This window comes from Sphingomonas sp., assembly GCF_017745215.1.
GTDB lineage: Bacteria > Pseudomonadota > Alphaproteobacteria > Sphingomonadales > Sphingomonadaceae > Sphingomonas.
In genome coordinates, this window is sequence record NZ_JAGHZV010000004.1 from 68,359 (window position 1) to 92,656 (window position 24,298).

Annotated in this window: 19 protein-coding genes; 3 read left to right on the plus strand and 16 right to left on the minus strand. The window is 69.9% G+C overall.

Annotated features, from left to right (window positions below; translation table 11 throughout):
* Positions 1 to 3: 3 nt before the first annotated feature.
* The gene (locus J7495_RS05525) at positions 4 to 837 is read left to right on the plus strand and encodes a sulfotransferase domain-containing protein (protein ID WP_294055189.1); all 834 of its coding nucleotides are present in this window, start codon (positions 4 to 6) and stop codon (positions 835 to 837) included.
* Here the strand turns inward: J7495_RS05525 and J7495_RS05530 are convergent.
* From J7495_RS05530 to rpmI, 7 genes are all read right to left on the minus strand, one after another.
* On the minus strand, positions 834 to 2,222 hold the full coding sequence (locus tag J7495_RS05530) for an aminotransferase class V-fold PLP-dependent enzyme (RefSeq protein WP_294055191.1): 1,389 nt from the start codon (positions 2,220 to 2,222) through the stop codon (positions 834 to 836). The two genes, J7495_RS05525 and J7495_RS05530, sit on opposite strands and share 4 nt — an antisense overlap.
* 438 nt (positions 2,223 to 2,660) lie before the next feature.
* On the minus strand, positions 2,661 to 3,404 hold the full coding sequence (locus J7495_RS05535) for an SDR family NAD(P)-dependent oxidoreductase (RefSeq protein WP_294055193.1): 744 nt from the start codon (positions 3,402 to 3,404) through the stop codon (positions 2,661 to 2,663).
* Positions 3,405 to 3,544: 140 nt separating this feature from the next.
* The gene (gene pheT / locus J7495_RS05540; RefSeq protein ID WP_294055194.1) at positions 3,545 to 5,926 is read right to left on the minus strand and encodes a phenylalanine--tRNA ligase subunit beta; all 2,382 of its coding nucleotides are present in this window, start codon (positions 5,924 to 5,926) and stop codon (positions 3,545 to 3,547) included.
* Positions 5,923 to 7,005 (minus strand): phenylalanine--tRNA ligase subunit alpha, encoded by a 1,083-nt coding sequence (gene pheS / locus J7495_RS05545; protein ID WP_294055196.1) that lies wholly within the window; start codon positions 7,003 to 7,005, stop codon positions 5,923 to 5,925. Before pheS ends, pheT begins: the two co-directional genes overlap by 4 nt.
* A gap of 52 nt (positions 7,006 to 7,057) precedes the next feature.
* Positions 7,058 to 8,902: an acyltransferase family protein gene (locus J7495_RS05550; RefSeq protein WP_294055198.1), complete on the minus strand. Its 1,845-nt coding sequence runs from the start codon at positions 8,900 to 8,902 to the stop codon at positions 7,058 to 7,060.
* Between the two features lie 126 nt (positions 8,903 to 9,028).
* Positions 9,029 to 9,394, minus strand: a complete 366-nt coding sequence (rplT, locus tag J7495_RS05555; protein WP_294055200.1) for a 50S ribosomal protein L20 — start codon at positions 9,392 to 9,394, stop codon at positions 9,029 to 9,031.
* 13 nt (positions 9,395 to 9,407) lie between these two features.
* Positions 9,408 to 9,611, minus strand: a complete 204-nt coding sequence (gene rpmI, locus J7495_RS05560; RefSeq protein ID WP_294055202.1) for a 50S ribosomal protein L35 — start codon at positions 9,609 to 9,611, stop codon at positions 9,408 to 9,410.
* Between the two features lie 291 nt (positions 9,612 to 9,902).
* Between rpmI and J7495_RS05565 the strand changes: the two genes are divergently transcribed.
* On the plus strand, positions 9,903 to 11,972 hold the full coding sequence (locus J7495_RS05565) for an AsmA family protein (protein WP_294055204.1): 2,070 nt from the start codon (positions 9,903 to 9,905) through the stop codon (positions 11,970 to 11,972).
* Positions 11,973 to 12,162: 190 nt separating this feature from the next.
* Here J7495_RS05565 and J7495_RS05570 read toward each other — a convergent pair whose 3' ends face one another.
* The 4 genes from J7495_RS05570 to J7495_RS05585 all read right to left on the minus strand — a co-directional run bounded on the left by J7495_RS05570 (position 12,163) and on the right by J7495_RS05585 (position 16,179).
* Positions 12,163 to 12,696, minus strand: coding sequence for a CarD family transcriptional regulator (locus tag J7495_RS05570; protein ID WP_294055206.1), 534 nt, complete (start codon positions 12,694 to 12,696; stop codon positions 12,163 to 12,165).
* Between the two features lie 322 nt (positions 12,697 to 13,018).
* Positions 13,019 to 13,357: a ferredoxin FdxA gene (gene fdxA / locus J7495_RS05575; protein ID WP_294055208.1), complete on the minus strand. Its 339-nt coding sequence runs from the start codon at positions 13,355 to 13,357 to the stop codon at positions 13,019 to 13,021.
* A gap of 43 nt (positions 13,358 to 13,400) precedes the next feature.
* The gene (locus J7495_RS05580; RefSeq protein ID WP_294055472.1) at positions 13,401 to 13,691 is read right to left on the minus strand and encodes a S4 domain-containing protein; all 291 of its coding nucleotides are present in this window, start codon (positions 13,689 to 13,691) and stop codon (positions 13,401 to 13,403) included.
* 7 nt (positions 13,692 to 13,698) lie between these two features.
* Positions 13,699 to 16,179, minus strand: coding sequence for a helicase-related protein (locus J7495_RS05585; protein ID WP_294055210.1), 2,481 nt, complete (start codon positions 16,177 to 16,179; stop codon positions 13,699 to 13,701).
* A 225-nt stretch (positions 16,180 to 16,404) separates the two neighbouring features.
* Here J7495_RS05585 and J7495_RS05590 point away from each other — a divergent pair, with 225 nt between their 5' ends.
* The gene (locus tag J7495_RS05590) at positions 16,405 to 17,892 is read left to right on the plus strand and encodes a M23 family metallopeptidase (RefSeq protein WP_294055211.1); all 1,488 of its coding nucleotides are present in this window, start codon (positions 16,405 to 16,407) and stop codon (positions 17,890 to 17,892) included.
* Positions 17,893 to 18,147: 255 nt separating this feature from the next.
* Here the strand turns inward: J7495_RS05590 and J7495_RS05595 are convergent, their stop codons facing one another.
* From J7495_RS05595 to J7495_RS05615, 5 genes are all read right to left on the minus strand, one after another.
* Positions 18,148 to 19,767: a DUF87 domain-containing protein gene (locus J7495_RS05595; RefSeq protein ID WP_294055474.1), complete on the minus strand. Its 1,620-nt coding sequence runs from the start codon at positions 19,765 to 19,767 to the stop codon at positions 18,148 to 18,150.
* Positions 19,768 to 19,892: 125 nt separating this feature from the next.
* Entirely contained in the window at positions 19,893 to 20,657 is a 765-nt protein-coding gene (locus J7495_RS05600; protein WP_294055213.1) for a TIGR02186 family protein, read from the minus strand.
* Entirely contained in the window at positions 20,654 to 21,568 is a 915-nt protein-coding gene (locus tag J7495_RS05605) for a sulfite exporter TauE/SafE family protein (RefSeq protein ID WP_294055215.1), read from the minus strand. The genes J7495_RS05600 and J7495_RS05605 overlap by 4 nt, the downstream gene beginning before the upstream one ends.
* 197 nt (positions 21,569 to 21,765) lie before the next feature.
* The gene (locus tag J7495_RS05610; protein WP_294055217.1) at positions 21,766 to 22,761 is read right to left on the minus strand and encodes a hypothetical protein; all 996 of its coding nucleotides are present in this window, start codon (positions 22,759 to 22,761) and stop codon (positions 21,766 to 21,768) included.
* Positions 22,758 to 24,152: a glycosyl transferase family protein gene (locus J7495_RS05615; RefSeq protein WP_294055219.1), complete on the minus strand. Its 1,395-nt coding sequence runs from the start codon at positions 24,150 to 24,152 to the stop codon at positions 22,758 to 22,760. The genes J7495_RS05610 and J7495_RS05615 overlap by 4 nt, the downstream gene beginning before the upstream one ends.
* Positions 24,153 to 24,298 lie beyond the last annotated feature (146 nt).

The window sequence follows — 24,298 nt, forward strand, 5'->3', positions numbered from 1 at the left end:
GGCATGGGCGGCGCGATCTGGCTTGCCTCCTATCCCAAGTCCGGGAACACTTGGGCGCGGCTCGCGCTCCTATCGCTGTCGAACGGCGGCGCGCCCGCGAGCCTCGGCGAACTGGGCGGCTTCGCGCCGATGCTCGCGACCAATCCCAACCTCGACCGGCTGCTCCAGGTCGAGAGCGGCCATCTGACCGAGGACGAGATCGAGGCGCTCCGCCCCGACCTCAACCGCGAGCTCTTCGCCGGGCCCGAGCCGCGCCCGTGCAAGGTCCACGACGCCTGGACGCGCGCGCCCGATGGCCGGCCGCTGTTCGACGCCGACGTGACGCACGCGGCGATCTACCTGGTGCGCGACCCGCGCGACATCGCCGTCTCCTGGTCCCGCTTCGCCGGCGTGGGGATCGACCGCGCGGTCGCGATGCTTGCCGATCCCGGTGCCGAGCTCTCGTCCAACGCCCGTGCCGCCCGCCTCCAGCTGCGCCAGCGGCTGAAGAGCTGGAGCCGCCACGTGACGAGCTGGCTCGACGAATCGGGCTTCGACCCGCTGCTGATCCGCTACGAGGACATGCTCGAGGATCCGGCGCGCGAGATCGCACGGATGGCGGCGCACATGGGCTGGGCGGCCGAGCCCCAAGCAGTGGCCGGCGCGGTCGAGGCGACGCGCTTCGAGGAGCTCGCCGAGCAGGAGCGCCGCCACGGCTTCCGCGAGCGGATGGACCGGACCGAGCGCTTCTTCCACACCGGCCGCAGCGGCGGCTGGCGCGAGCTGCTCAGCGCCGACCAGGCCGCGCGGATCGAGCGCGACCATGGCGAGGTGATGGCGCGGCTGGGGTATCGCTAGCCGGGACGCAGGCGCTTCCAGGCGTCGAGCACGGCATCGACGGCCTCGTCCGCAGCCTCGAAGGTCGTCGCCGCCGAGGTGACCGAGACGCGCATCACCCAAGCCCCGCGCCACTGCGCCGCGCCGACGAAGGCGATCGCATCGTCCTGGACCTGGCGCACCGTGTCGAGCGTGGCATCGTCGCTCGCGCCGAAGCGGACCATGAACTGGTTGAGATCGACCTGGCAGACCAGCGCGATCCCCGGCGCCTCGGCGAGCCGCTCGGCCATGTGGCGCGCGATCTGGCAGTGGCGTTCCACGAGTTCGGCGACCCCTTCGCGGCCCAGCCGGCGGATCATCGCCCAGGTCGCGAAGCCCCGCGCGCGGCGCGAGAGCTCTGGGACATAGGCCGAAGGGTCGCGCTCGGCGCCTTCGGCAGGCGGCAGATAGCTCGCCGAGATCGCCATCGCGCGGCGGTGCGCCTCGGCGTCGCGGACGATCGCGAAGCCGCAGTCATAGGGCGTCTGGAGCCATTTGTGCCCGTCGGTCGCCCAGCTGTCGCAGCCTTCGATTCCCACGGTGAGGTGCGCACGCGCCGGCGCGGCCTGAGCCCAGAGCCCGAAGGCGCCGTCGACGTGCAGCCACGCGCCTTTCTCGCGCGCGATCGGGACCAGCTCGGCAAAGGGGTCGCAGGCGCCGGTGTTGATCTGGCCGGCCTGCGCGATCGCGATCACCGGGCCGGTGCAGTCGCCGAGCACGCGCTCGAACTCGCCCGCGAGCATCCGCCCGCAATCGTCGGTCGCGACCTGGCGGACGCGCTTGGCGCCGAGCCCGAGATATTTGAGCGCCGAATAGACGGTGGCGTGCGCATCGGCGCCGATCACCACCTCGACCGGCGGCGCGCCGAACATGCCGTCGCTCTCGACGTCCCAGCCGGCGCGGCGCAGCACCTCGCTCCGTGCGGCGGCGAGGCAGACGAAGTTCGCCACGGTCGCGCCCGTCACAAAGCCGATCGAGCTCTCGCGCGGCAGGCGCAGCAGCTCGAGCAGCCAGTCAGCCGCGACTTGTTCGACCGCGGCGGCGGCGGGCGCGGCGATGAGGTTGCCGGCGTTCTGCCCCCAGGCCGAGGCAAGCCAGTCCGCCGCGACGCCCGCGGGGTGCGAATTGCCGATCACCCAGCCGAAGAAGCGCGGGCCGGTCGAGGCGCGGATGCCGGGGGTGGCGCGCTCGACGAGCTCGTCGATGATCGCGCTCGCGTCGCCGCCCGTCTCGGGCAGCGGCCCGGCAAAGGCGGCGAGCATCGCGGCATAGTCGGCGATCGGCGTCTGCTCGGCTTCGGCGATGCGCTCGCGATAGGCGCGGGCATGAGCGGCGGCGCGGCTCAGGGCTTCGAAATCGTCGTTCATGCCCGTCCTCTAGACCATCGCGCTGCGGGCAGCCTCCCGCGGCTTGCTTTCCAACCCCGGCCGCCAGGAGGCACCGACATTCGGGGCGCGGTTCCGAGTCGATGGGGCGGCGGGAGGCGAAAAGTCACAAGAGTCACACCCCGTCGCCGGAATTCGGGGGCCTGACCGTCGCGAAACGCAAAGCGCCAACCGCCAAGCCCAGCCGCACCAGCCAAGCAGGCCAGATCCTACATTGCAAGCTGCGTGGCCTGACGCACCGACGCCGATGCGAAGCCTGGGTCGGATCGACAGTCAGCAAAATACATCGTCGCCCCGGCCTAGTGCCGGGGTCCACCGGGACGCGAGGGCCGGAATGGAGCCTCTTGTCCAGCGCGTTTGGCGAACTCGGCCCCGGCACAAGGCCGCGGTGACGGCGTATTTTGCTGAAGTCGGGATGCCCTATCCCTCGCGATGCACCGCGAAGCCCTGCCATGCCTGGTTGACCGGCATCAGCTCGAGCGCGTTGATGTTGAGGTGCGGCGGCAGCGTCGCGACCCAGAGCATCGTCGCGGCGATGTCCTCGGCGGTCATCGGGTTCACGCCGCCGTAGAGCTTGTCCGAGACCTCCTGGCTGCCGGTGCGCACGAGCGTGAACTCGGTCTCGACCATCCCCGGCTCGATCGACGTGACGCGCACGCCGGTGCCGATCAGGTCGCAGCGCAAGTCGAGGCTGAACTGGCGGACGAACGCCTTGGTGCCGGCGTAGACGTTGCCGCCGGGATAGGGATAGCTGGCCGCGACCGACGAGAGATTGATGATCGCACCCTTGCGTTCGACGATCCCGGGCAGCAGCGCTCTTGTGATCGAGACCAGCGCAGTCACGTTGGTGTCGATCATCGTCTTCCACTTGTCGATCGACGCGGCCTGGGCGGGCTCGAGCCCGAGCGCGAGGCCGGCATTGTTGATCAGCAGGTCGATGTCGCGAAAGCCCTCGGGCAGCGCCGCGATCGCCGCGTCGCGCGCGGCTTCGTCGCGGACGTCGAAGGTGCAGGGGTGGAGGGCGTCGCCCAGCTCGGCCTTGAGCGCGTCGAGCCGCTCGACACGCCGCCCGGTGCCGACCACGTGCCAGCCCGACCCCACGAACTCGCGCGCCGCCGCCTCGCCGATGCCCGCGGTGACGCCGGTGATGAATGCTGTGGGCATCTCGATCCTCCAAAAAACGTCACCCCGGCCTTGTGCCGGGGTCCACTTTGCCGCGAGCGACGCCGCTCGAATTCCAGCGGCAGCCCTTGCCGTCCGGTGGGCCCCGGCACAAGGCCGGGGTGACGATCAGGCAGGCGAGGTCAGCCCCGCAGCACCGCGCCGAGCTTCCCCGCCGCGGCGACGACCTTGTCGGCCAGCGCCTTGATCTCCTCGTCGGTGAAGCTCTTCTCGCCCGGCTGGAGCGTGACTTCGACCGCGAGGCTCTTCTGGCCCTCGGGTACGCCGGCGCCGGTGAACAGGTCGAACAGCCGCGCGTCGACGATCGCCGCCTTGTCGGCGCCCTTCACCGCGCGGACCAGATCGCCCGCGGGCAGCGCCGCGGGGACGAGGAAGGCGAAGTCGCGCGTCACCGGCTGGAGCGCGGGCGGCGCATAGGCCGGGCGCATGAAGCCCGTGCTTCGCTTCGCCGGGATCGCATCGGGGTAGAGTTCCACCGCCGCGACGTCGCCGTCGAGGTCGAACGCCTTGAGCACGCTCGGGTGGAGCATGCCGAAGGCGGCGAGCACGGTCTTGGGCCCGAGCCGGAGCGTCGCCGACTGGCCCGGATGCCAGACTTCGCCCGCCTCACCCATCACCTGCAGGTTGGCGACCGGCGCGCCCGCGGCTTCGAGCAGCGCGAGCGCCTCGGCCTTGGCGTCGAACGCCGTGAAGCCCTGCGCCTTGCCGCCCTGCCAGCTGCGCGGGCTGCGATCGCCCGCGAGCAAAAGCGCCAGCGTCGGGCGCTCCGCGTCGGCGAGGTAGCGCCGGCCGATCTCGAACAGCCGGATGCTCGTGGCGCCGCGCTTCGCGTTGCGCTCGGCCGCGGCGAGCAGGCCGGGAAGCAGCGAGGGGCGCATCACCCTCATGTCCTCGCTGATCGGATTGGCGAGCGCCCAGGCGCCGCCGCCGAACACCCCGGCTTCGGCTTCGGAGATGAAGCTCCAGGTCACCGCTTCGTTGAGCCCGCGCGCGGCCGCGGCGCGGCGCAGGCGCCGTTCGAGCTTCTGCTCGGGCGTGGCGGTAGGCCGCGCGACACCGGGGAGGCGATCGAGCGGCGTCGAGGGGACCTTGTCGATCCCTTCGATGCGGATCACCTCTTCCACCAGGTCGGCCGAGCCGTCGATGTCGCGGCGCCAGCTCGGCACCGTCACCGTCCAGTCGGGGGCGATGTCGAAGCCGAGGCTCTCGAGGATTTCCCGCTGGCGACGGTCGTCGACCGCGAGCCCGCCGAGCGTCTCGGCGCGCGCCGGATCATAGGCATAGCTGCGGGGCGTGACCGGCGGCGTGCCCGCGCGCGTGACGCCGGTCGCCTTGCCGCCGCACAGCGCGAGCACCATCCGCGTCGCAATCTCCAGCCCCTCGTCGAGGAACGCCGGATCGACGCCGCGCTCGAAGCGCGACCGCGCGTCGCTGGTGAGCCCAAGCTTCTGGCCGGTGCGGGCGATATGGTCGGGATCGAAATAGGCGCATTCGATCAGCACGTCGGTGGTGGTCTCCGACACGCCCGAATGCTCGCCGCCCATGATCCCGCCGATGTCGTGCACCGCGGCCTCGTCGGCGATCACGGTCATCGCTTCGTCGAGCGCGTAGCTCTTGCCGTTGAGCGCGAGCACTTCCTCGCCCGCCTTCGCCCGCCGCGCGACCAGCCCGCCCTGGAGCTTCGCCATGTCGTAGACGTGCAGCGGCCGGCCGAGCCCGAACATCACGAAGTTGGTGATGTCGACCAGCGCCGAGATCGGCTTCTGCCCCACCGCCTTCAGCCGCGCCTGCAGCCAGGCGGGCGACGGGCCGTTGGTCACGCCGTGGACCGCCTGGGCGTAGAAGGCCGGGCAGCCCTCGGCATCGTCGGTGCGCACGTCGGGGCCCGGGCCCTCGCCATCGGCGGGCGGGAGGTAGGAGAGGATGTCCTCGATCGAGCGGAGCGTCCCCAGCCCCGCCGCCGCGAGGTCGCGCGCGATGCCGCGCACGCCCATGCAGTCCTGGCGATTGGGGGTGATCGAGACGTCGATCACCGGGTCGTTCAGCCCGGCATAGTCGGGGAAGGCGGTGCCGACCGGCGCGTCCGCAGGGAGCTCGATGATGCCGTCATGCTCGTCGCCCAGCTCGAGCTCGCGCGACGAGCACATCATGCCGTTCGATTCGACGCCGCGGATCGCGGCGACGCGCAGCACCATGCCGTTGGCGGGCACCGTCGCGCCCGCCGGTCCGAACACGCCGACCAGCCCGGCGCGCGCATTGGGCGCTCCGCAGACGACCTGGAGCGGCACGCCGTCGCCCTGGTCGACGGTGAGCACCTGGAGCTTGTCCGCCTGCGGGTGCGGCGCCGCGGTGAGCACCTTCGCCACGCGGAAGGCGGCGAGCTTTTCGCCCGGGTTCTCGACGCCCTCGACTTCGAGGCCGACGCGCGTCAGCGCCTCGACGATCCCGTCGAGCGACGCCTCGGTCTCGAGATGGACCTTGAGCCAGCCGAGGGTGAACTTCATGCGCCCACTCCCCCGCTCAGCGTGGGCACGTCGAGCGCCGAGAAGCCATAGTGCCTGAGCCAGCGCAGGTCGCCGTCGAAGAAGGCGCGCAAATCATCCATCCCATATTTGAGCATCGCGAGGCGATCGATTCCGGTGCCGAAAGCGAATCCCTGCCATTCATCGGGGTCGAGCCCACAGGCGGCGATCACCTTGGGGTGCACCATCCCGCTGCCGAGCACTTCCATCCAGCCTTCGCTGCCGCCCAGCACGCGCTTGCCGTCCTTCCAGGTGAAGCCGATGTCGACTTCGGCCGAAGGTTCGGTGAACGGGAAATAGCTCGGGCGCAGACGCAGCACGATGTCGTCGCGCTCGAAGAACGCCCTGAGGAAGGTCTCGAGCGTCCATTTGAGATGGCCGAGCGTGATGCCCTTGTCGATCACGAGCCCCTCGATCTGGTGGAACATCGGCGTGTGCGTGGCGTCGCTGTCCGACCGATAGACACGGCCCGGCGCGATGATCCGGATCGGCGGCTTGTCCTTCACCATCGTGCGGATCTGTACCGGCGAGGTGTGGGTGCGCAGCAGATGCTTCTGCGTGCCGTCGGCCTCCGGCGGGAAATAGAAGGTATCGTGCATCGCCCGCGCCGGATGGCTCTCGGGGATGTTGAGCGCGGTGAAATTATGCCAATCGTCCTCGATCTCCGGGCCGCTCGCGACTGCGAAGCCGAGGTCGGCGAAGATCTCGGCGAGCTCGTCCATCACCTGACTCACCGGGTGGACGCTGCCCGGCGCAACGCCATCGGCGGGGAGCGACATGTCGAGCGTCTCGCTCGCCAGCCGCGCGTCGAGCGCCGCACGCTCGAGCCCCGCCTTGCGGATGGCCAACGCCTCGGTCACGGCTTCGCGCAAGCCATGGATGCGCGGGCCCGCGGTCTGGCGCTCCTCCGGGCTCATCCCACCGAGCGTCTTGAGCAGCCCGGTGACGCTGCCCGCCTTGCCGAGCGCAGATACGCGGATCGCTTCGACCGCATCGAGCCCGGCGGCAGCGTCGATCGACGCGAGGAGATCGGAGCGGAGTTGATCGAGATCGCTGGTCATGCGCGCTCCCCAAGCAGAAGCCCGCGCCGACCGCAACCGAGTCGATCGCGCGTCACGGCTCGGGCAGCGCGGCGACGAGCTCGCGGGCGCCCTCCATCGTCGGGTGCGCGGTGTCGAAATGGAACGGCGCGCCGGTGCGCGTGAGCAGGCGGCAGCGGCCCGCGGGGCATTCCTGCGCGAGCAGCGAGTAATAGGTGCCGCCCGCGGCCAGCACGAGCGGGCGGAGTTCGGCCTCGATCGCTTCGGGAAGCGGCGACTCCAGGCGCCGGGCGGCCTCGGCCGAGCCGCGCAGCATCGAATGCGCGATCAGCCGCGGCGCGTCGGCGCGATATTCCCGCAACCGGCCCAGCACCAGCACGCGGGTTCCGCGCGCCCTCAGCGCCGTGATCGTCGCCCGGAGGCGCGGGAAATCGTCCTCGATCCAGCGGCCCGCCAGGATCACCGCCCGGAACCCGCCGGGCCCGAGCAGCTGCTGCCGGACGCGTTTCGCCGTCTCGCCGCACAGGAACCCGCGCGTCTCGCCGAACAGCGGCCGACAGCCTGTCGCGGCGGCGAGGCGGACGTTGCTATCCGGAAATCGCTCGGCGATCGCGCGCCAGAGGTGCATCGCATGGCTGTCGCCGAGCACGAGGACGTTGCGCCGCGCCGGGTCGGTCCGCAGGCAATTCGCCGCGTCGAAACGATCCGCCCCGCCCCGGCATCCGGGCGGACCGACCTGGTATCGCCACGCGGCGCTGCCCTGATAGCCGGCATAGGCCGCGACTCGCGCCACTGCGGGCGGCAGCGGCCGCACCCGCGGCACCGCCCAGGCGAGCCCGAGGCAGGCGAGCGCAGCCGCAGCGGAAGCGGCAACGCCGACGAGCACGATTCGGCCGGGATCGCCGCCGCTGCGATAGTGCCGGCGAATCGGCACCTCGACGAGCCGATACGACAGGAACGCGAGCCCCAGCGCCAGGGCGAGCAGCGCCGCGCTGGCGAGGAGACCCGGCTCGTCGTCGGTGCCCGCGCGATACAGGTCGCGGACCGGCAGATGCCAGAGATACAACGAATAGGAGAGCCGCCCGAGCCAGCGCATCGGCAGAGCGCCGAGCAGCCGCGCGGTGACGGCCGCTTCGCCGTACGCCAGCAGCATCGCCGTGCCGAGGCAGGCGGCGACCGCGCTGCCGAGCGCCACGCGCACCGAGCCGGAGACGAGCGCGCCGACCAGCAGCGCCAATCCGGCCAACGCCGCCACCTGCCGCCGGCCGGGTCGTTCGAGCGCGGGCAGTCCGCCCAGCGCCGCGACTCCGCCGAGCGCCAGTTCCCAGCCGCGCGTCGGCAGCAGGTAGAAGGCCGCGTTGGGGTGATTGTACCAGACCGCCACCGCCCAGTTGAGCACGAGCGATACCGCTACGCCGGCCCAGAGGATCGCGCCGATCCGCCGCGGCGCCCGGCGATGGATCAGCCAGAGCGCCAGCGGATAGAGGAGATAATATTGCTCCTCCACGCCGAGCGACCAGCTGTGGAGCAGCGGCCTGATCTTCGAGGTGTCGAAATAGCCGCTGCTCACCCAGAAATGGACATTGGCCGAGAAGGCCGCCGCCGCGGCGCCGCTCTTCGCCAGCGCGCCGGCTTCGCCGGGCAGCAGGAGGAAGGGCCCGATCGCGCAGACCAGGAGCAGCATCACCAGCAGCGCGGGCAGGATGCGCACCGTGCGGCGGCGATAGAATTCGACCAGCCGAAAATCGCCGCGCTCGATCGCGCCCTGCAGAATCGACGTGATCAGATAGCCCGAGAGGACGAAGAAGACGTCGACGCCGAGATAGCCGTTCGGGAGCCATGGGCCGGCGAAGTGGAACCCCACCACCGCGGCGATCGCGGCTGCGCGCAGCCCTTCGATATCCGCGCGGTACCGCATCCGCTCCTCCCCCGGAAGGCCAGCCTATTGGCGCGGCCGCCAACCCGCAAGCGGACCCCGCAACCGAAAAGGGCGGCCGCCGGTCGCCCCGGCAGCCGCCCCGTTACGCCGATCCGGCGGGCGCGGTTACGCTGCCTGGGGCAGCGCTGCCTTCGCCTGCGCGACGATGGCGGCGAACGCCTCGCCCTCGTGCATCGCGATATCGGCCAGCACCTTGCGGTCGAGCTCGATGCCGGCGAGCTTCAGCCCGTGCATGAACTGCGAATAGGTCAGGCCCTCGGCGCGGACGCCCGCGTTGATGCGCTGGATCCAGAGCGCGCGGAAGCTGCGCTTCTTAACCTTGCGGTCGCGATAGGCATATTGCCCGGCCTTCTCGACGGCCTGGCGGGCGATGCGGATCGTGTTCTTGCGACGGCCGTAATAGCCCTTCGCCTGGTCCAGAATCCGCTTGTGCTTGGCCTTGGTGGTCGTGCCACGCTTCACTCGTGCCATGGTCTAGGCCTCCTTACTTCAGGCCGTACGGCGCCCAGAGGCGCACGTGACCGGCATCCGAATCCGACAGCACGCTGGTGCCGCGGTTGGTGCGGATATATTTCGCATTGTGGCTGCTGAGGCGGTGGCGCTTGCCGGCCACGCCGTGCTTCACCTTGCCGGTCGCGGTGAACTTGAAGCGTTTCTTCACACCGCTCTTGGTCTTGAGCTTGGGCATTTTCGTCTCCTTGGTACGCGACGCTGGCGGACGGCCCCGGCAGCCCATTTAGCCGGGCAGTCCCTCTGAATCGCGGAAAGCGGGGCGCATAGCCGAAGCCGCGGGGCATTGCAACGGCTGGTCCCGCTTCGGGGAACCCTTGGCCACGGCATGGTTTTTCCTCCCATGGCAGACCGCGAAGCTCCGACCGATGCGGCCGAGGCCGTCCCAGCGCCGAGCGATTCGCCGGCGCCCGCGGCCGAATCACTCGCCCCCGAACCGCCTGCGCAGGCCCCGCCGTGGCGGAAGCGCATGCCGCGCCCGCTGGTCATCGCGCTGCGCATCCTCGGCGGCATCGTCGCGCTGATCCTCGTCGCCTGGCTGGTGCTGTTCGTCACCAAGGGCCGGTTCCTCAAGCACCCGTTCGAACGGATCGCCAGCGGCCAGACCGCGCGCGAGGTGAAGGTCGCGGGCGATTTCCAGCTCTATTTCAATCCGTTGAACGTGCATTTCGTCGCGGAGCAGATGACGATCACCAACCCGGCCTGGGTGAAGGGCAATCTCTTCGAGGCGAGGCGGATCGACACGACGATCTCGACCTGGTCGCTGATCTTCGGGCCCAGCAAGGTCCGCTGGCTGTCGCTCGACGACGCGCACCTCGATCTCCAATGGGACAAGCAGCACAAGCGCAACACCTGGACGCTCGGCGACCCGAACAAGCCCGGCAAGCCACTCGACCTGCCGCTGATTCGCCGCGCGCGCGCCGCGGGGACCGAGATCGTCTACCGCGACCCGGCGATGCTGCTCCTTGCCCAGCTCGGCATCGACACCGTCGAGGCGCACGACACGCGTTTCGCAAACGCGATCCGCTTCGATGGCAAGGGCGAGGCGCGCGGCGTGCCCTTCACCGTCACCGGCGCGCTGCTCTCGCCCAACGATACGGTGACCGGCGGTCGCAACCGGATCGAGCTCCACGTCCGCGGCGCCGACACCAGCGCCGACGTGTCGGGCGAGCTCCCCGGCGCGACCGAGATCGAAGGCGCCGACCTGCACATCGACGTGCGCGGCACCAACCTCGCCGACCTCTTCTCGGTCGCGGGCATCGCCGTGCCGGACACGCGCCGCTACCGCTTCACGTCGGTGCTCACCAAGCGTGGGCCCGAATGGCAGTTCACCGGGCTCAAGGGCCGGTTCGGCGACAGCGACCTCGCGGGCAAGCTCACCGTCACCAACAGGCAGCCGCGGCTGATGGTCGAGGCCGATCTTGGCACGCGCATCCTCGACATCGTCGATGCGGGCCCCTTCATCGGCTACAACCCCAACAAGCTCGCCGCGCAGGGCAACGAGGGCACCGTCACGCGCGTCAATGGCGCGCCGCGCATCCTCCCCGATGCGCCGCTCCGCGTGGAAGCGCTCAAGAACTTCGACGCGAGGGTGAACTGGCACGTCACCACGGTGCGCGCCGAGAACCTCCCCGTCTCGAACATCACGCTCGGCCTGACACTCGACGACCGGCTGCTCAAGCTCAGCCCGCTCAACTTCGCGATGGCGCGCGGCACCGTCTCCTCGGACATCGTGATCAACGCGCGCGATCCGGCGGTGGTGACCGATTACGACATCCGCCTCTCGCCCACCCCGATGGGAACGCTGCTCGCGGGCTTCGGCGTCGCCGAATCGGGGACGAGCGGGATGCTCAAGGCGCGCGCGCAGCTCCATGGGATCGGCAATACCGTCCATGATTCGCTGAGCACCGCCAACGGCCGCATCGCCGTGATCATCCCAAAGGGGACGATGTGGACGCGCAACGTCCAGCTCACCGAGCTCGACATCGGCGTGTTCCTCCAGAAGATGTTCGAGAAGAAGCTCAAGGAGCCGGTGCAGATCAACTGCGGGCTGGTGGCGTTCACGGTACGGAACGGCATCGGCGCGGCGGATCCGATCCTGATCGACACCGCGGGCAACGTCGTGGCGGGCCGCGGCGGGTTCAGCTTCAAGAACGAAGCGGTCGACTTGGCGATCGAGGCCGACGCCAAGAAGTTCAGCCTGTTCTCGGGCCAGTCCCCCGTCGGCATCGGCGGCTATTTCGCGGCGCCCACGCTCGACCCGATCAGCGGCGAGCTGGTCGCGCGCGCGGGCGCGGGGCTGGGCCTGGGCGTGCTGGCGAGCCCGCTCGCCTCGATCATCGCCTTCGTCGACGTGGGCGACGCCAAGGCCGCCGATTGCGGCCCGGTGCTGGCGGGCGCGCACGCCGCCGCCCAGCGCGACACCAAGGGCCGCCCGCGCACCGACGTGGGCCGCGGGACCACGGCCAAGTCGGAGAGCGGCAAGCAGAGCCGCGACCAGGCGAAGAAGCAGCGGAAGAAGTTCCTGGGGATCTTCTGAGGGGTCCTCACCCTATCCTAATGACCGTCATCCCCGCGAAAGCCGGGAGCCAGGGTAGAAGAGGACATCGCTCGCGGCCCTGGGGTGCCCGGCTTTCGCCGGGATGACGACCTGTGGGGGGAATGCCCGGCCCGAACGAGAAGGGGCGGCCGTTGCGGGCCGCCCCTTCGATGTCCGAGGAACCGGCGTTTCAGGCCGGAACCTTGTCCCTGTTGTAGATCGCCGCGGCCTTGCGCAGGATGTCGAGGATCTTCTCGAGCGCCTTGGGCTCCTCGACCTCCTCCATCGCGGCGAGCTCGCGCGCGAGGCGCGACGCAGCGGCTTCGAAGATCTGGCGCTCCGAATAGCTCTGCTCGGGCTGGTCGTCGGCACGGAACAGGTCGCGGACCACTTCGGCGATCGACACGAGGTCGCCCGAATTGATCTTCGCTTCATATTCCTGCGCGCGGCGCGACCACATGGTGCGCTTGACCTTGGGCTTGCCCTTGAGCGTATCGAGCGCTTCCTTGAGCGTCTTGTCGCTCGAGAGCTTGCGCATACCGACGCTTTCCGCCTTGTTGGTCGGAACGCGCAGCGTCATCTTCTCTTTCTCGAAGCGGAGCACATACAGCTCGAGCTGCATGCCCGCGATTTCCTGCTTTTGAAGTTCGATCACACGGCCAACGCCGTGCTTGGGGTAAACGACATAATCGCCGACGTCGAAGGACAGCGCCTTGGCAGCCATTTGCGTAAAGCCTTTCCGTGAATCACGGCCCCGACAAGAGGATGGACTTCTATTCCCGCGGACCCTCGGGAATAGCCGGATCGGGGCATTTGTCTTAGCGTCTCCGGGCGGAGGGCGAATCTAACCTCCGTCAGGGGGGATTTAACACGCGTGCAACAAAATTACCAGCGCTGTAACTCACCCCCGTGTGAATTCTGCGGATAAACGCAGTTTTTTCCGGACCAGCCGTTGCCGGGCCCGGAGGTCGAATCGCTTGCGAAACAGCGGGATGGCGACTCGGGCGCAGGAAAGGCGGCGCGCCCGAGCCTCACGGATGCCGCGATCAGCTGCCCGTGCCGGGCTCCGGCGAGAAGTATTTCTCGAACTTGCCGTCTTCGTTCTTGTGCTCGTCGGCATCGGCGGGGACGTCGCCCTTCTGGGTGACGTTGGGCCATTGCTCGGAATAGGTCTTGTTGAGCTCGAGCCACTTCTCGAGGCCGTTCTCGGTGTCGGGCAGGATCGCCTCGGCCGGGCATTCGGGCTCGCAGACGCCGCAGTCGATGCATTCATTGGGGTTGATGACGAGCATGTTCTCGCCCTCGTAGAAGCAATCGACCGGACAGACCTCGACACAGTCCATGTATTTGCACCGGATGCAGGCGTCGGTGACGACATAGGTCATGGCAGGTCGGTCCTCTGAGCAGGGTCTTCTGGTTCGCCTCCTGCTATGCCCCGTCCGGACTCGCGTCAACGGGCTTGGGCACAGCGATTTCGAGGGGCGTGTAAAGCTCGGCTGCTTCGGCGGGCGGTCCGCGGCGCTTCGGCAGCGCTTCGACGCGCAGCACGCGCACCTTGCCGTGCTGGGCGAAGGCAATGATGCAGCCGATGCGGACGGGCGCATGCGCGCGCTCGCAGCGGCGCCCGTCGATGCGCAGCGTGCCCGCCGTCGCGAGCGCCTGCGCGGCGCCGCGCGTCTTGGCGAGCCGCGCGAACCAGAGGAACAGGTCGACTCGCATCACCGGCTCAGCCACCGCGCAGCGCTCCGAGCACGGCGAAGGCGTTGTCGCGCGGCGGCGGGGCGGGCTCGGCGACGGGCGTGAGCCCCTTCCAGATCCAGCGCGGCGGCTCGCCCTCGGGGGTGCGCGCGGTGCGGAAGCCCAGCTGCGCCATCAGCCGCGCGAGCGTCTCGGGCTGCACGCCGATCGACGTCGCCAGCGCGGGATCGGGCGCGAAGGGCTTCCTGCCCTTTCGCGACTCATGCGCGGTGCGGGCGATCCGCTCCACGAGGTCGACGCGCACCGCCTGCGCGCCCAGCGGGCGGTAGCCATGCGCGAGGTCGGCGCCGGGCGCGCCCCGCGGAAGCACGGTCGCGCCGTCGCGCGGGCCGTTGCCGAGCGCCATCAGCGTGCGCCGCCAGCGCGCGGCGTTGGGCTTGAGCAGACTGGGCGCGAACAGGTCGAGCGTGCCGATGGTGACGCCGATGCTGCGCAGCATTTTGCGGGCCGGCGGGTCGAGCGCGTCGACCATCTGACCGGCGGCGCGGCGCGGCATCAGCCCGCCTGCCTCGAGCAGCGCCCCGGCGATCGCGCGCAGCGGGGCGCCGGCGGCGGGCTCGCGCGTGGCGGCGTCGAGCCTGGCGAGGACCGGGAGATGTCGTGCGAGCCTCGCCGCGAACCAGGCTTCGAGGCGTGTGCGGATCGCGCCGCGCTGCTGCGCGTCGAGCACGTCGAGCGCCTTGTCGAGCGCGATCCGCGGGCGAGCGAGACTGGGGCCGGGTTCGAGACGGGCGACTGCGATCCCCTTCCAGGTCAGCCGGAGCGGATCGCTCTCCACGCCCAGCTCCTCATCCGCCGCCTCCGCCAGCGCCGACCCGCGCCGCCGGAACTCGCTCGCCAGCCGTTTCTCCGCCGCCGCGAGCAGCAGCCGCTTGTCCGCCGCCTGGGCATTGGGCGTCACGGTGAAGCGGAAGCCCTCCAGCCGGCCGAGCTCATGGTCCTCGACGCTGACTTCGCCCTCGGGCCCGATCGTCACCGGCAGGTGTCCCGCGCCCGAGCCGATCTGGCGCATCAGCACCGTCGTGCGCCGGTCGACGAAGCGTTGCGTCAGGCTCGCATGGAGCGCGTCGGACAGCCGCTCCTCGATCGCGCGGGTGCGCTCGGCCCAATGCGCGGGGCTTTCGAGCCAGTCGGCGCGGTGCGCGATATAGGCCCAGCTCCGCACGGCCGCGATCCGCCCGGCGAGCGTCTCGACGTCGCCTTCGGTGCGGTCGAGCCGCGCGATCTCGTCGGCGAACCATTGATGCGGGACATGGCCGTTGCCTTCAGACAGATGGCCGAACAGCCGCCCGACGAAGCGCGCATGCGGATCGGCGCCGAGCTTGCGGAAGTCGGGCAGCCCGCACGCCGCCCAGAGCCGCGCGACCATCGCCGGGCTGCGCACCCGCGCGCGTACCCAATCCTCGTCGGCGAGCCGCTTGAGCACCGCCAGGTCGACTGCCTCGGGTGCAGCGCGCAGCACCGGCTCGCGTGGCCGCGCCTCGAGGCTGGCGATCAGATCGTCGATCGAGCCGAGGTCGGGCTCGCCGTCGCGCCAGTAGAGATGCTCGAGCCGCGGCACCTGGTGCGCTTCGATCGCGAGCACTTCCTCGGGCCGAAAGGCGTTGGGTCCCTCCTCCTGAAGCGCGCCGAAGGTCCCGTCCTTGTGGTGGCGCCCGGCGCGGCCGGCGATCTGCGCCATCTCGGCGACGGTGAGCCGCCGCTGGCGCCGTCCGTCGAACTTGGCGAGCGAAGCGAAGGCGACATGGGCGACGTCCATGTTGAGCCCCATGCCGATCGCATCGGTGGCGACGAGGTAATCGACTTCGCCCGCCTGGAACATCGCGACCTGGGCGTTGCGCGTGCTTGGGGAGAGCGCGCCCATCACCACCGCCGCGCCGCCGCGCAGCCGGCGTAGCGCCTCGGCGACGGCGTAGACTTCCTCGGCCGAGAAAGCGACGACCGCCGAGCGCCGCGGCAGCCGCGAGAGCTTGCGCGCGCCGGCGTAGGACAGCGTCGAGAAGCGCGGGCGGCCGATCACTTCGGCCTCGGGGACCAGCGCCTTGAGCATGGGCCTGAGCGAATCCGAGCCGAGGATCATCGTCTCCTCGCGGCCGCGTGCGCGCAGCAGCCGGTCGGTGAAGACATGGCCGCGCTCGGGATCGGCGCCGAGCTGCGCCTCGTCGAGCGCGACGAAGGCGACGTCCCTGTCGACGGGCATCGATTCGGCGGTGCAGAGCAGCCACCGCGCGCCGGGCGGCAGGATCTTCTCCTCGCCCGTCAGCAGCGCGACTTCGCCGGGCCCCTTGAGCCGGACCACCCGGTCATAGACCTCGCGCGCGAGCAGGCGCAGCGGAAAGCCCATCATCCCGCTCGCATGGCCGCACAGCCGCTCGACCGCGAGATGCGTCTTTCCGGTGTTGGTAGGCCCCAGGACGGCCGTGACAGAGGAACGCGCGAACCGACTCATGCTGGCCCCAAGATCGTTCCGAGTCTTCCCTTAGGCAACACCCCCGGATCGCGCGAATCGGTTAACCATGTTGTTATGGTTAGCGAATATCGTTTCAGCATCCCTTCATCCCAGGTGGCGCACGAGTCGCCGCACGGTCGAGCAATCGCGGGAGAGGTTAGTTTGACTTTAAGCGAACCATTCCACAGTCAACGGACATTGGCCGGGGGTTGCGGCGCAGACATTATGGACATGGTGGTGGGGCAGCGCGCCTTATTCGAGCGCGACAGTTTCGGGATACCGTTCGCGGGGCGCGAAGCCCCGGAGCGGCCGAACGTCATCGAGCGCTATTTTCCGAACTTCGACATCGCGCCCGACCTCGGGTCGCGGATCGGCACGCTGACCTGGTATCGCGGCGCCGCGACCTGCATCGGGCTGTGCGGACTCGCGCTGCTGATGTCACCGGGCTTCGAGAATCCGATCTACGGCTATGTTCCCCCCGCGCTGTCGGGTGGCGAATGGGATGCGGCCAAGGCGCAGGCGATCGCGCCGCTCGCCAAGGGCGCGGGCACCGGCAAGCACATGGCCGAGACCGCCTTGGTCTCGCCGCTGTCGGAGACGCCGGAGCGCCCGATCGTCAACCTCGCGGTCAAGCTGCTCTCGGGCAATTCGATGCTCGGCGCGCTCCAGCGCTCGGGCGTGGGCGGCAGCGACGCCGGCCAGGTCGTCGCGCTGATCGGCAAGGCGATGGAGCTGGGCCAGATCCAGCCGGGCACCTCGCTCGACCTGACGCTCGGCCGCCGTGCCGACAAGTCGCAACCGCGCCCGCTCGAGAACCTCGCCTTCCGCGCGCGCTTCGACTTGAAGCTCGAAGTCGCGCGCACCGGCAATGCGCTGGCGCTGCACAGCATCCCGATCGCGGTCGACCACACGCCGCTGCGCCTCCAGGGCGAGTTCGGCCCGAGCCTCTACCGCGCCGCGCGCGCGGCGGGCGCGCCGGCCAAGGCAGTCGAGGCCTATATCAAGTCGGTCGCGACGCGCGTGCCGATGTCGCGGATGGGCGCGGGCTGCAAGTTCGACCTGATCATGGAGCAGGCACGCGCCGAGACCGGCGAAGTCCAGCTCGGCAACCTCATGTTCGCGGGCGTCAACGGCTGCGCGAGCAAGGTCCAGCTGGTGCGCTGGAAGGCCGACGGGCGCGACTCCTGGTACGACGCTTCGGGCAAGGGCGAGAGCCGCGGGATGATGACGATGCCCACGCACGGCCGCATCTCGTCCAGCTTCGGCATGCGCCGTCACCCGATCCTGGGCTTCACCCGGATGCACAAGGGCATCGACATCGCGGTGGCCTATGGCTCGCCGGTCTATGCCGCGACGGATGGCGTGGTGCAGTTCGCCGGGCGCAGCAGCGGCTATGGCAATTTCGTCAAGCTCTCGCACGGCGAGGGGCTGGGCACCGGCTATGGCCATCTCAGCCGCATCTTCGTCCGCCCGGGCCAGCGCGTACGCAAGGGGCAGATGATCGCGGCGTCGGGCAATTCGGGCCTCTCGACCGGCCCGCACCTCCATTACGAGCTCTACAAGAACGGCGTGGCGATCAATCCGGCGTCGATGTCGTTCACCGTCGTCCAGCAGCTCCGCGGCGACGACCTGAGCGACTTCCGCGCCAAGCTCGGCCAGCTGATGGCGGTGCCCGTCGCGGCCGCGCCGAAGCATGAGGACGAGGGCGAGTAAGCTCGGATTTGAGCTTATTGCTCGGTTTCGACCAATCCCGTCGTCATGCTGAACTTGTTTCAGCATCCAACCTTCCTCTTGGCGACATCGCCTGTGGAGCATTGGACCCTGAAACAAGTTCATGGTGACGGCTATTGGAGTAAGCCACTCACCAAACCGTCATCCCGGCGAAAGCCGGGACCCAGGGCAGCAAGCGACGTCGCCTGTGGGTCTCCCGGCTTTCGCCGGGATGACGGTTGTTGGATGGTGCCGAGACTAGCGCCCCTGCGAGCGCCAGCGCTTGATCGTGCGCTCGAGGATCTGCTCCTCGCCGCCGGTTTCCTTCCAGAGCTGCGAGAAAAGGGGATCGTCGGAGGCGGGGCGCTTGCCGTCCTCGAGGCTGTCGAAGAGCAGGCGCATCGGCGTCGCGACGCCTTCGCCGACCGCGATGCACTCGCGGTTGCGGAGCGCCGGGATCGAATCGAGGAAGCCGCGCGCGCCTTCGGGCATCGCCGCGCGGACGAAGGCCTGGTCGCGCTCGTTGTTGAGGCGCATCGACAGGATCGTGCCGCACTGCGAGAGCACACCCTCGGCGAGGTCCGACGGGCGCTGGGTGATCAGCCCCAGCGACACGCCGTACTTGCGGCCTTCCTTGGCGATGCGGCTGAGGATGCGGCCCACCGACGAGCCGTCGGCGTTGCGCTCGTTGGGCACGTAGCGGTGCGCCTCCTCGCAGACGAGCAGCACGGGGCGCTTGGCCTCGCTGCGCGACCAGATCGCGAAGTCGAAGACCATCCGCGACAGAACCGCCACGACCACCGAGGTGATCTCCGAGGGCACGCCCGAGACGTCGATGATCGAGATCGGCTTGCCGTCGCCGGGCAGGCGGAAGATGCGCGCGAGGAACTGCTGCATCGTGTCGGCAACCAGCATGCCCGAGAACATGAAGGTGTAGCGCGGGTCGGCCTTGATCTCGTCGATCTTCGAGCGGATGCGCAGATACGGCGCCGTGTCGGTCGCCTTGTCCATCTTGCCCATTTCGAGCTGGATGATCTGGGTAAGGTCCGACAGCAGATAGGGGATCGGCGCGTCGACGGTGAGCTTGCCGATCTCCTGCGCCAGCCGGTTCTTCTGCTTGGCCATCAGGATGCACTTGGCGAGGATGTCCGCGTCCACCTGGCGGTCCGAGCCTTCGGTGGTCAGGAACACTTCACAATGTTCCTCGAAGTTCATCAGCCAGTAGGGCATCTGCAGGTTCGAGACGTCGTAGAGCGCGCCGTTGTTCTTGAACGCGGCGGCATATTCGCCGTGGGGGTCGATCATCACGATGTGACCCTGCGGGGCGAGCTCGCAGATGCGGTGGAGGATCAGCGCCGCGGCGGTCGACTTGCCGGTGCCGGTCGAGCCGAGCAGCGCGAAATGCTTGCCGAGCATCGCGTCGATGTAGAGCGCGGCGCGGATGTCCTTGGTCGGATAGACCATGCCGATCGGGATGTGCGCGCGATCGTCGGCGGCGTAGATCTGCTTCAGGTCGGGCGTCGACACCGGATAGACCGCGCAGCCCGGCGTGGGATAACGCGTCACGCCGCGGCGGAACTTGTAGAGCTTGCCGGTGAGCTTCTCCTCGTCGCCTTCGCCGAGGAAGTCGATGAGCGCGGCGATGCGCTCGCTGCCGTCGCCGAGCAACTTGAGCGAGCGGACGTTGGCGATCAGCCAGGTCGAGCCGACGCGCATCTTCACCTGGCTGCCGACCTGGCCCGAATTGGCGAGCGTCGGGTCCGGGTTGCCGGAAAGCTGCGCGAGCGCCGTGCCGTCGAGGATCACCTGGCTCGACGAGCCGGCGATCTCGAGCACGGTGCCTATCGCGGCGATGCTGTGCGCGGGCGGCGAAACCATGCCGCCGCTGTGCGGCGCTGCGCTTTCGAACCCGCGCGCGCCAAACTGGCCGTCCATTCGGCTGCTCCCCGTTGTGCCGCGAGTGAATCTGCCGATCGGAGGTAAAGAAGTGGTTGTGGCGGCCCTCAGAATCTCCGCCAGATTGCACCGGCCGCCCAGCCGAAGAACACCGAAAGCGCAACCGCGACAAGGCCGTAGAGGAAGGAATAGCGATCCGCCGAGCGCGCGATGAAGCGCTCGAAGCCCGATTTGCGGATCTCGATCGGGCGCACCGCGGCGGCGAGCACGCGGCCGTCGCGGATCAGGAAGGTCTCGGCGGTGAAGCGCCCCACCGGCACGCGCGCCGGGATGGTGAGCCGCGCGCGATAGAGCACGCCGCCGGTGATCTCGACGGCGCCGGGGGCCTCGTAGAACAGCCCGCTGCGCTTGCGGAGCTCGACCAGCCCCTCGTCGAAGCGCGTCTGGACGTCGGGCGAGGCGTTGGAGGCGGGGGAGAGTTGCAGGCTGTCGAGCCCGAGCTCGTAGATCGCGCGGGTGCGATCGTCGACGAGCTGGCTTACCGGCCGCGACGACGCGACGGCGTAGAAGCTCGGCGCCGAGCGGTAGCGCATCTTCTCGGCATTGACCCAGATGCCCGCGACCTTCTCCTTCTCGCGGACCAGCGCATTCTGGGTGGGGCCGCGCACGACGACGACGATGTCGGCGGGCTTCTCGCCCGCGCCGGGCTGGCGGCCGCCGGGATAGAGGATCGCGCCGAACAGCAGCAGGTCGGCGCCGGTGAAGCTGTAGGCGATCTCGATGTCGCGCTGCGAGACGTCGGGCACCAGCTCAGGCTTTGCCTGGCCCATCAGCAGCGGCGCGAGCAGCGCAAGCGCGAGGAGGCGCCTCATGGCCCGATCTCGATCGAGAAGATCTCGTCGGGTCGCCAGGCGAGGCCGAGCAGCATGCGCACCGCGACGAGCAGCACGATCACCGCGAGCGCGAGGCGGAGGTGCTCGGGCTTGGCCTTGGTCGCGAAGCGCGCGCCGAGCTGGGCGCCGACCACCGAGCCGAGCAGCAGCAGCACCGCCAGCACGATGTCGACTGCCTTGGTGGTGGTGGCGTGCACCATCGTCGCCATTGCCGTCGTGAACAGCGTCTGGAACAGCGAGGTGCCGACCACGACCTGCGTGCCCATGCCGAGAATGTAGAGCATCGCCGGCACAAGGATGAACCCGCCGCCGACGCCGAGCAGGATGGTGAGGATGCCGGTGAAGAAGCCCAGCAGCAGCGGCGCGATCGGGGAAATGTAGAGACCCGAGCGGTAGAAGCGCCAGCGGAAGGGGAGCGCGGCGACCAGCGGATGGTGGCGCCGCTTCATCGGCCGCGCCGCCGCGCCGCGCACCGCGCGCATCGCATTGACCGATTCGTAGAGCATCAGCCCGCCGATCGAGCCGAGCATCAGCACATAGAGGATCGCGATGACGGTATCGATCTGGCCGCGCGCCTGGAGCAGGCGGAAGATCGCGGCGCCGGCGAAGCTGCCGAGCATGCCGCCGGCGACGAGCACGCAGCCCATCTTGATGTCGACGCCGTCGCGGCGAAGATGCGCGAACACGCCCGAGACGCTCGCGCCGGTCACCTGGCTCGCGGCCGAGGCGGCGGCGACGGTGGGCGGGATGCCGTAGACGATGAGCAGCGGCGTCGTCAGGAAGCCGCCGCCCACGCCGAACATGCCCGAGAGCAGCCCCACGCCGAGCCCGAGCCCGACGATCACCAGCGCGTTCACCGAGAGGTTGGCGATCGGAAGGTAGAGATCCATGCCACACCGGCGATACCGTGCATTGCGCTGCGGCAAAAGATGTTGCGGAGGGTCGGTCCGATCAAAAACTCAACGCCGTCATCCCGGCGAAAGCCGGGACCCAGGGTTGCGGAGGACATCGCTTGCGGCCCTGGGTCCCGGCTTTCGCCGGGATGACGATTTTGGTGGTGGGCGAGGCTAGAAATCGCGCCCCACCGTCAGTGCGAGCCCCGAGCCCGGGCGGACGTTGCCCGCCACCCGCTGGCGCCAGTCGAGCGCGACGCGGATCGGGCGGTCGCCGAGCGGCACCGCGAGCGTGGCGGAGGCCCCAGGTCGAGCCGCTGGGCGTCGCGCTGCGCCGCGCCCCAGGCGCCGACGCCGAGCGACAGGCGCAGCGACCCCGCCGAGGCGACACCGTGCGTCGCGCGCGCGGCGCCGTCGGCATAGGGGTCGAGACGGCCGCGCGCGACGGCGCCGGCCTGGCCGTAGGATTCGAGCGCGAAGCCGGCGGGGAGCGCGCGGTCGAGCCCGGCGACCACGCCCAGCGCCGGCCCGCCGCGCTGGCCGTCGAGCCCGATGCGCTGCTCGGCGACGAGGCGCGCCGGCGCGCGGGTCGGCTGCCATTCGATGCCCACCGCCGCTTCGCGCCCCTTGCCCGAGAGCGGCGCGGCATAGCGGGCATAGAGCGCGATGCGTTCGGCGGGGTCGAGCGACCAGGCGAGCCGCACGCCGACCTGGCTGCCGCCGAGCTGGCCCGCCCCCGGCGCCGCGCCGATGCCGCCGCCGGGGCGAACCACCAGCCAGGCGCTCGCCGACCAGCGGTTGTCGCTCGCCCAAAGGTTGCGCGGTCCAGCGGGGAAGCCCTGCGCGGCGCGGCCGCGCGCGGCGGTGGCGGTGGGCGAATCGGTGAACTCGGGGTCGCCGAACTGGAGCAGGTCGAGCAGCGACACCTGGACGCGCACTGGATTGGCCGGGCGGCGGACGAAGGGGGCGGGGAGCGCGTGCGTCTCGCGCAGGAAGGTCGCCGGGCGGAGCGCCGGGAGGCGCGGGCTGGCGACGGCTGGCGGGGCGAGCGCGACGCCGGCGAAGGGCACGAGCATGCGGATCGCTTCGGGAAAGGAATGGACCTGCGGCCAGAGCAGTGTGGCGCGGACGCCGATCCAGCCGGCGACGACCACACCCAGGAAGCGCAGCGGCCGCCCGCGCACGCTCATGCGGCGCGGGCCTCGGCAACGAGGTCCTCGGGGAAGTCGTGCGCGGTCTTCTCCCACACCGGCGGGCCGCCGGCGAGCAGCTTGAGATAGAGCCAGGCGGCGCGGCGCGCGGCGGCGAGCGCGATGATGTTGGCGAGGATCATCCGCGGCAGCGCCCAGCGCGCCTCGCGCCAGCCATAGGCGCGCGCGACGAAATAGCTGCGTACCAGCACGCGCCAGCCGAGCAGCGCCAGATTGGCGAGCAGCAGCGCCCGGACGCCCGGGTGGAGCGCGGGCGCGGCGGTGCCGGCCAGCACATGCATGAGAACGGTGCAGGGCCAGAGCAGCAGCGCGAGATAGCCTACCGCGAGCACCAGCACCGAGAGGATCGCACGCCGGTCGCGCATCCGCATCCAATGGTCGCCGACCGCGCGCAGCCTGCCCCAGCCGGTCCGGTCCCAGCCGGCGAGCGCGATCCCGGTCATCCAGCGTGCCTTCTGGCGCACCGCCGCCTGGAAGCTCTCGGGGAAATAGGCACGCACCGCGACGAGGCCCTTCGACGCCGTTGCCGCCTCGCTCGCGAAGCTGGTGCTGCCGCCGAGCGAGGCGATGGTGAGCCCGAGCTCATAATCCTCGGTCAGCGACAGCTGGTCGAACGGCTCACCGCCGCGCGCTTCGGCGATGCGCTCGATCATGTCGCGCCGGATCGCGCAGCCGACCCCGGCGAGCGGCAGCCCCGCGCCGATCGCCTGGCGCACGGGCAGCTGCTTGCCATGCGCCTCGGCGAATTCGTCGCAATAATGCGCCTGCACGCCCGGCCGGTCGGGCTTGCGCAGCGGGATCACCGGCAGCTGGACCGCGGCATGACGGCGCAGGTGCCGCTTCACCACGCGGATCTCCTCGGCGTGGACGAGATCCTCGGCGTCGTGGAGCATCACTGCGCAGGCCTTGCGCCCGCCCGCCGCCTCATGGCGCAACAGCGCGCGCCAGAGCCGGTTGAGGCAATCGGCCTTGGTCGTCGGGCCGGGCCGGGCGTTGATCACCAGCCGGATTCGCGCACGGCCGCCGGCGACCTGGGCGACCGCGTCGATCGTCGCGCGGTCGTTGGGATAGGCGCCGACGTAGAGGTAGTAGTCCTGCCGCCCGAGCTGCTTCACCGCATTGCGCAGCATCGCGCCGATCACCGCCGATTCGTCCCAGGCGGGCAGGAAGATCGCCACCGGGCCCTTGCGCTCGGCGCCTTCGTCGGAGGCGGGCGGCGCGGCCCAGCGCCGGCGAATCGCACCGGCGATCCAGATCAGGTCGACGAGCAGGTCGTCGACTCCCCCGAGCAGGAAACCCACCGCGGCGAACAGCGTGCATTCGCGCAGCGCGGCATCGGCCCAGACGATCAGGAACCCCCCGGCCTGCATCGCGTTCCCCTCCGAATCGGAGGCGGGACTATCCGGAATGGAGCTATGCTGCGCAATCGCCGCGCAGCCTGAATCACATCCGAACCGGATCGAGACGGCATGACGTCAACTGAGCACTGGACTCGTAACGAAGCGCGCGTATCGTT

Bases quoted from the DNA above. Each gene is read 5' to 3' on its own strand.
- rpmI (WP_294055202.1), bottom strand. From the start codon at position 9,611: ATGCCCAAGCTCAAGACCAAGAGCGGTGTGAAGAAACGCTTCAAGTTC.
- J7495_RS05615 (WP_294055219.1), bottom strand. From the start codon at position 24,152: ATGCAGGCCGGGGGGTTCCTGATCGTCTGGGCCGATGCCGCGCTGCGC.
- J7495_RS05570 (WP_294055206.1), bottom strand. From the start codon at position 12,696: ATGGCTGCCAAGGCGCTGTCCTTCGACGTCGGCGATTATGTCGTTTAC.
- J7495_RS05595 (WP_294055474.1), bottom strand. From the start codon at position 19,767: ATGGTTTCGCCGCCCGCGCACAGCATCGCCGCGATAGGCACCGTGCTC.
- pheS (WP_294055196.1), bottom strand. From the start codon at position 7,005: ATGACCAGCGATCTCGATCAACTCCGCTCCGATCTCCTCGCGTCGATC.
- pheT (WP_294055194.1), bottom strand. From the start codon at position 5,926: ATGAAGTTCACCCTCGGCTGGCTCAAGGTCCATCTCGAGACCGAGGCG.
- J7495_RS05610 (WP_294055217.1), bottom strand. From the start codon at position 22,761: ATGAGCGTGCGCGGGCGGCCGCTGCGCTTCCTGGGTGTGGTCGTCGCC.
- J7495_RS05535 (WP_294055193.1), bottom strand. From the start codon at position 3,404: ATGCCCACAGCATTCATCACCGGCGTCACCGCGGGCATCGGCGAGGCG.
- J7495_RS05530 (WP_294055191.1), bottom strand. From the start codon at position 2,222: ATGAACGACGATTTCGAAGCCCTGAGCCGCGCCGCCGCTCATGCCCGC.
- J7495_RS05565 (WP_294055204.1), top strand. From the start codon at position 9,903: ATGCCGCGCCCGCTGGTCATCGCGCTGCGCATCCTCGGCGGCATCGTC.
- J7495_RS05525 (WP_294055189.1), top strand. From the start codon at position 4: ATGGGCGGCGCGATCTGGCTTGCCTCCTATCCCAAGTCCGGGAACACT.
- fdxA (WP_294055208.1), bottom strand. From the start codon at position 13,357: ATGACCTATGTCGTCACCGACGCCTGCATCCGGTGCAAATACATGGAC.
- J7495_RS05550 (WP_294055198.1), bottom strand. From the start codon at position 8,902: ATGCGGTACCGCGCGGATATCGAAGGGCTGCGCGCAGCCGCGATCGCC.
- J7495_RS05585 (WP_294055210.1), bottom strand. From the start codon at position 16,179: ATGAGTCGGTTCGCGCGTTCCTCTGTCACGGCCGTCCTGGGGCCTACC.
- J7495_RS05605 (WP_294055215.1), bottom strand. From the start codon at position 21,568: ATGGATCTCTACCTTCCGATCGCCAACCTCTCGGTGAACGCGCTGGTG.
- J7495_RS05580 (WP_294055472.1), bottom strand. From the start codon at position 13,691: ATGCGAGTCGACCTGTTCCTCTGGTTCGCGCGGCTCGCCAAGACGCGC.
- J7495_RS05600 (WP_294055213.1), bottom strand. From the start codon at position 20,657: ATGAGGCGCCTCCTCGCGCTTGCGCTGCTCGCGCCGCTGCTGATGGGC.
- J7495_RS05590 (WP_294055211.1), top strand. From the start codon at position 16,405: ATGGACATGGTGGTGGGGCAGCGCGCCTTATTCGAGCGCGACAGTTTC.
- rplT (WP_294055200.1), bottom strand. From the start codon at position 9,394: ATGGCACGAGTGAAGCGTGGCACGACCACCAAGGCCAAGCACAAGCGG.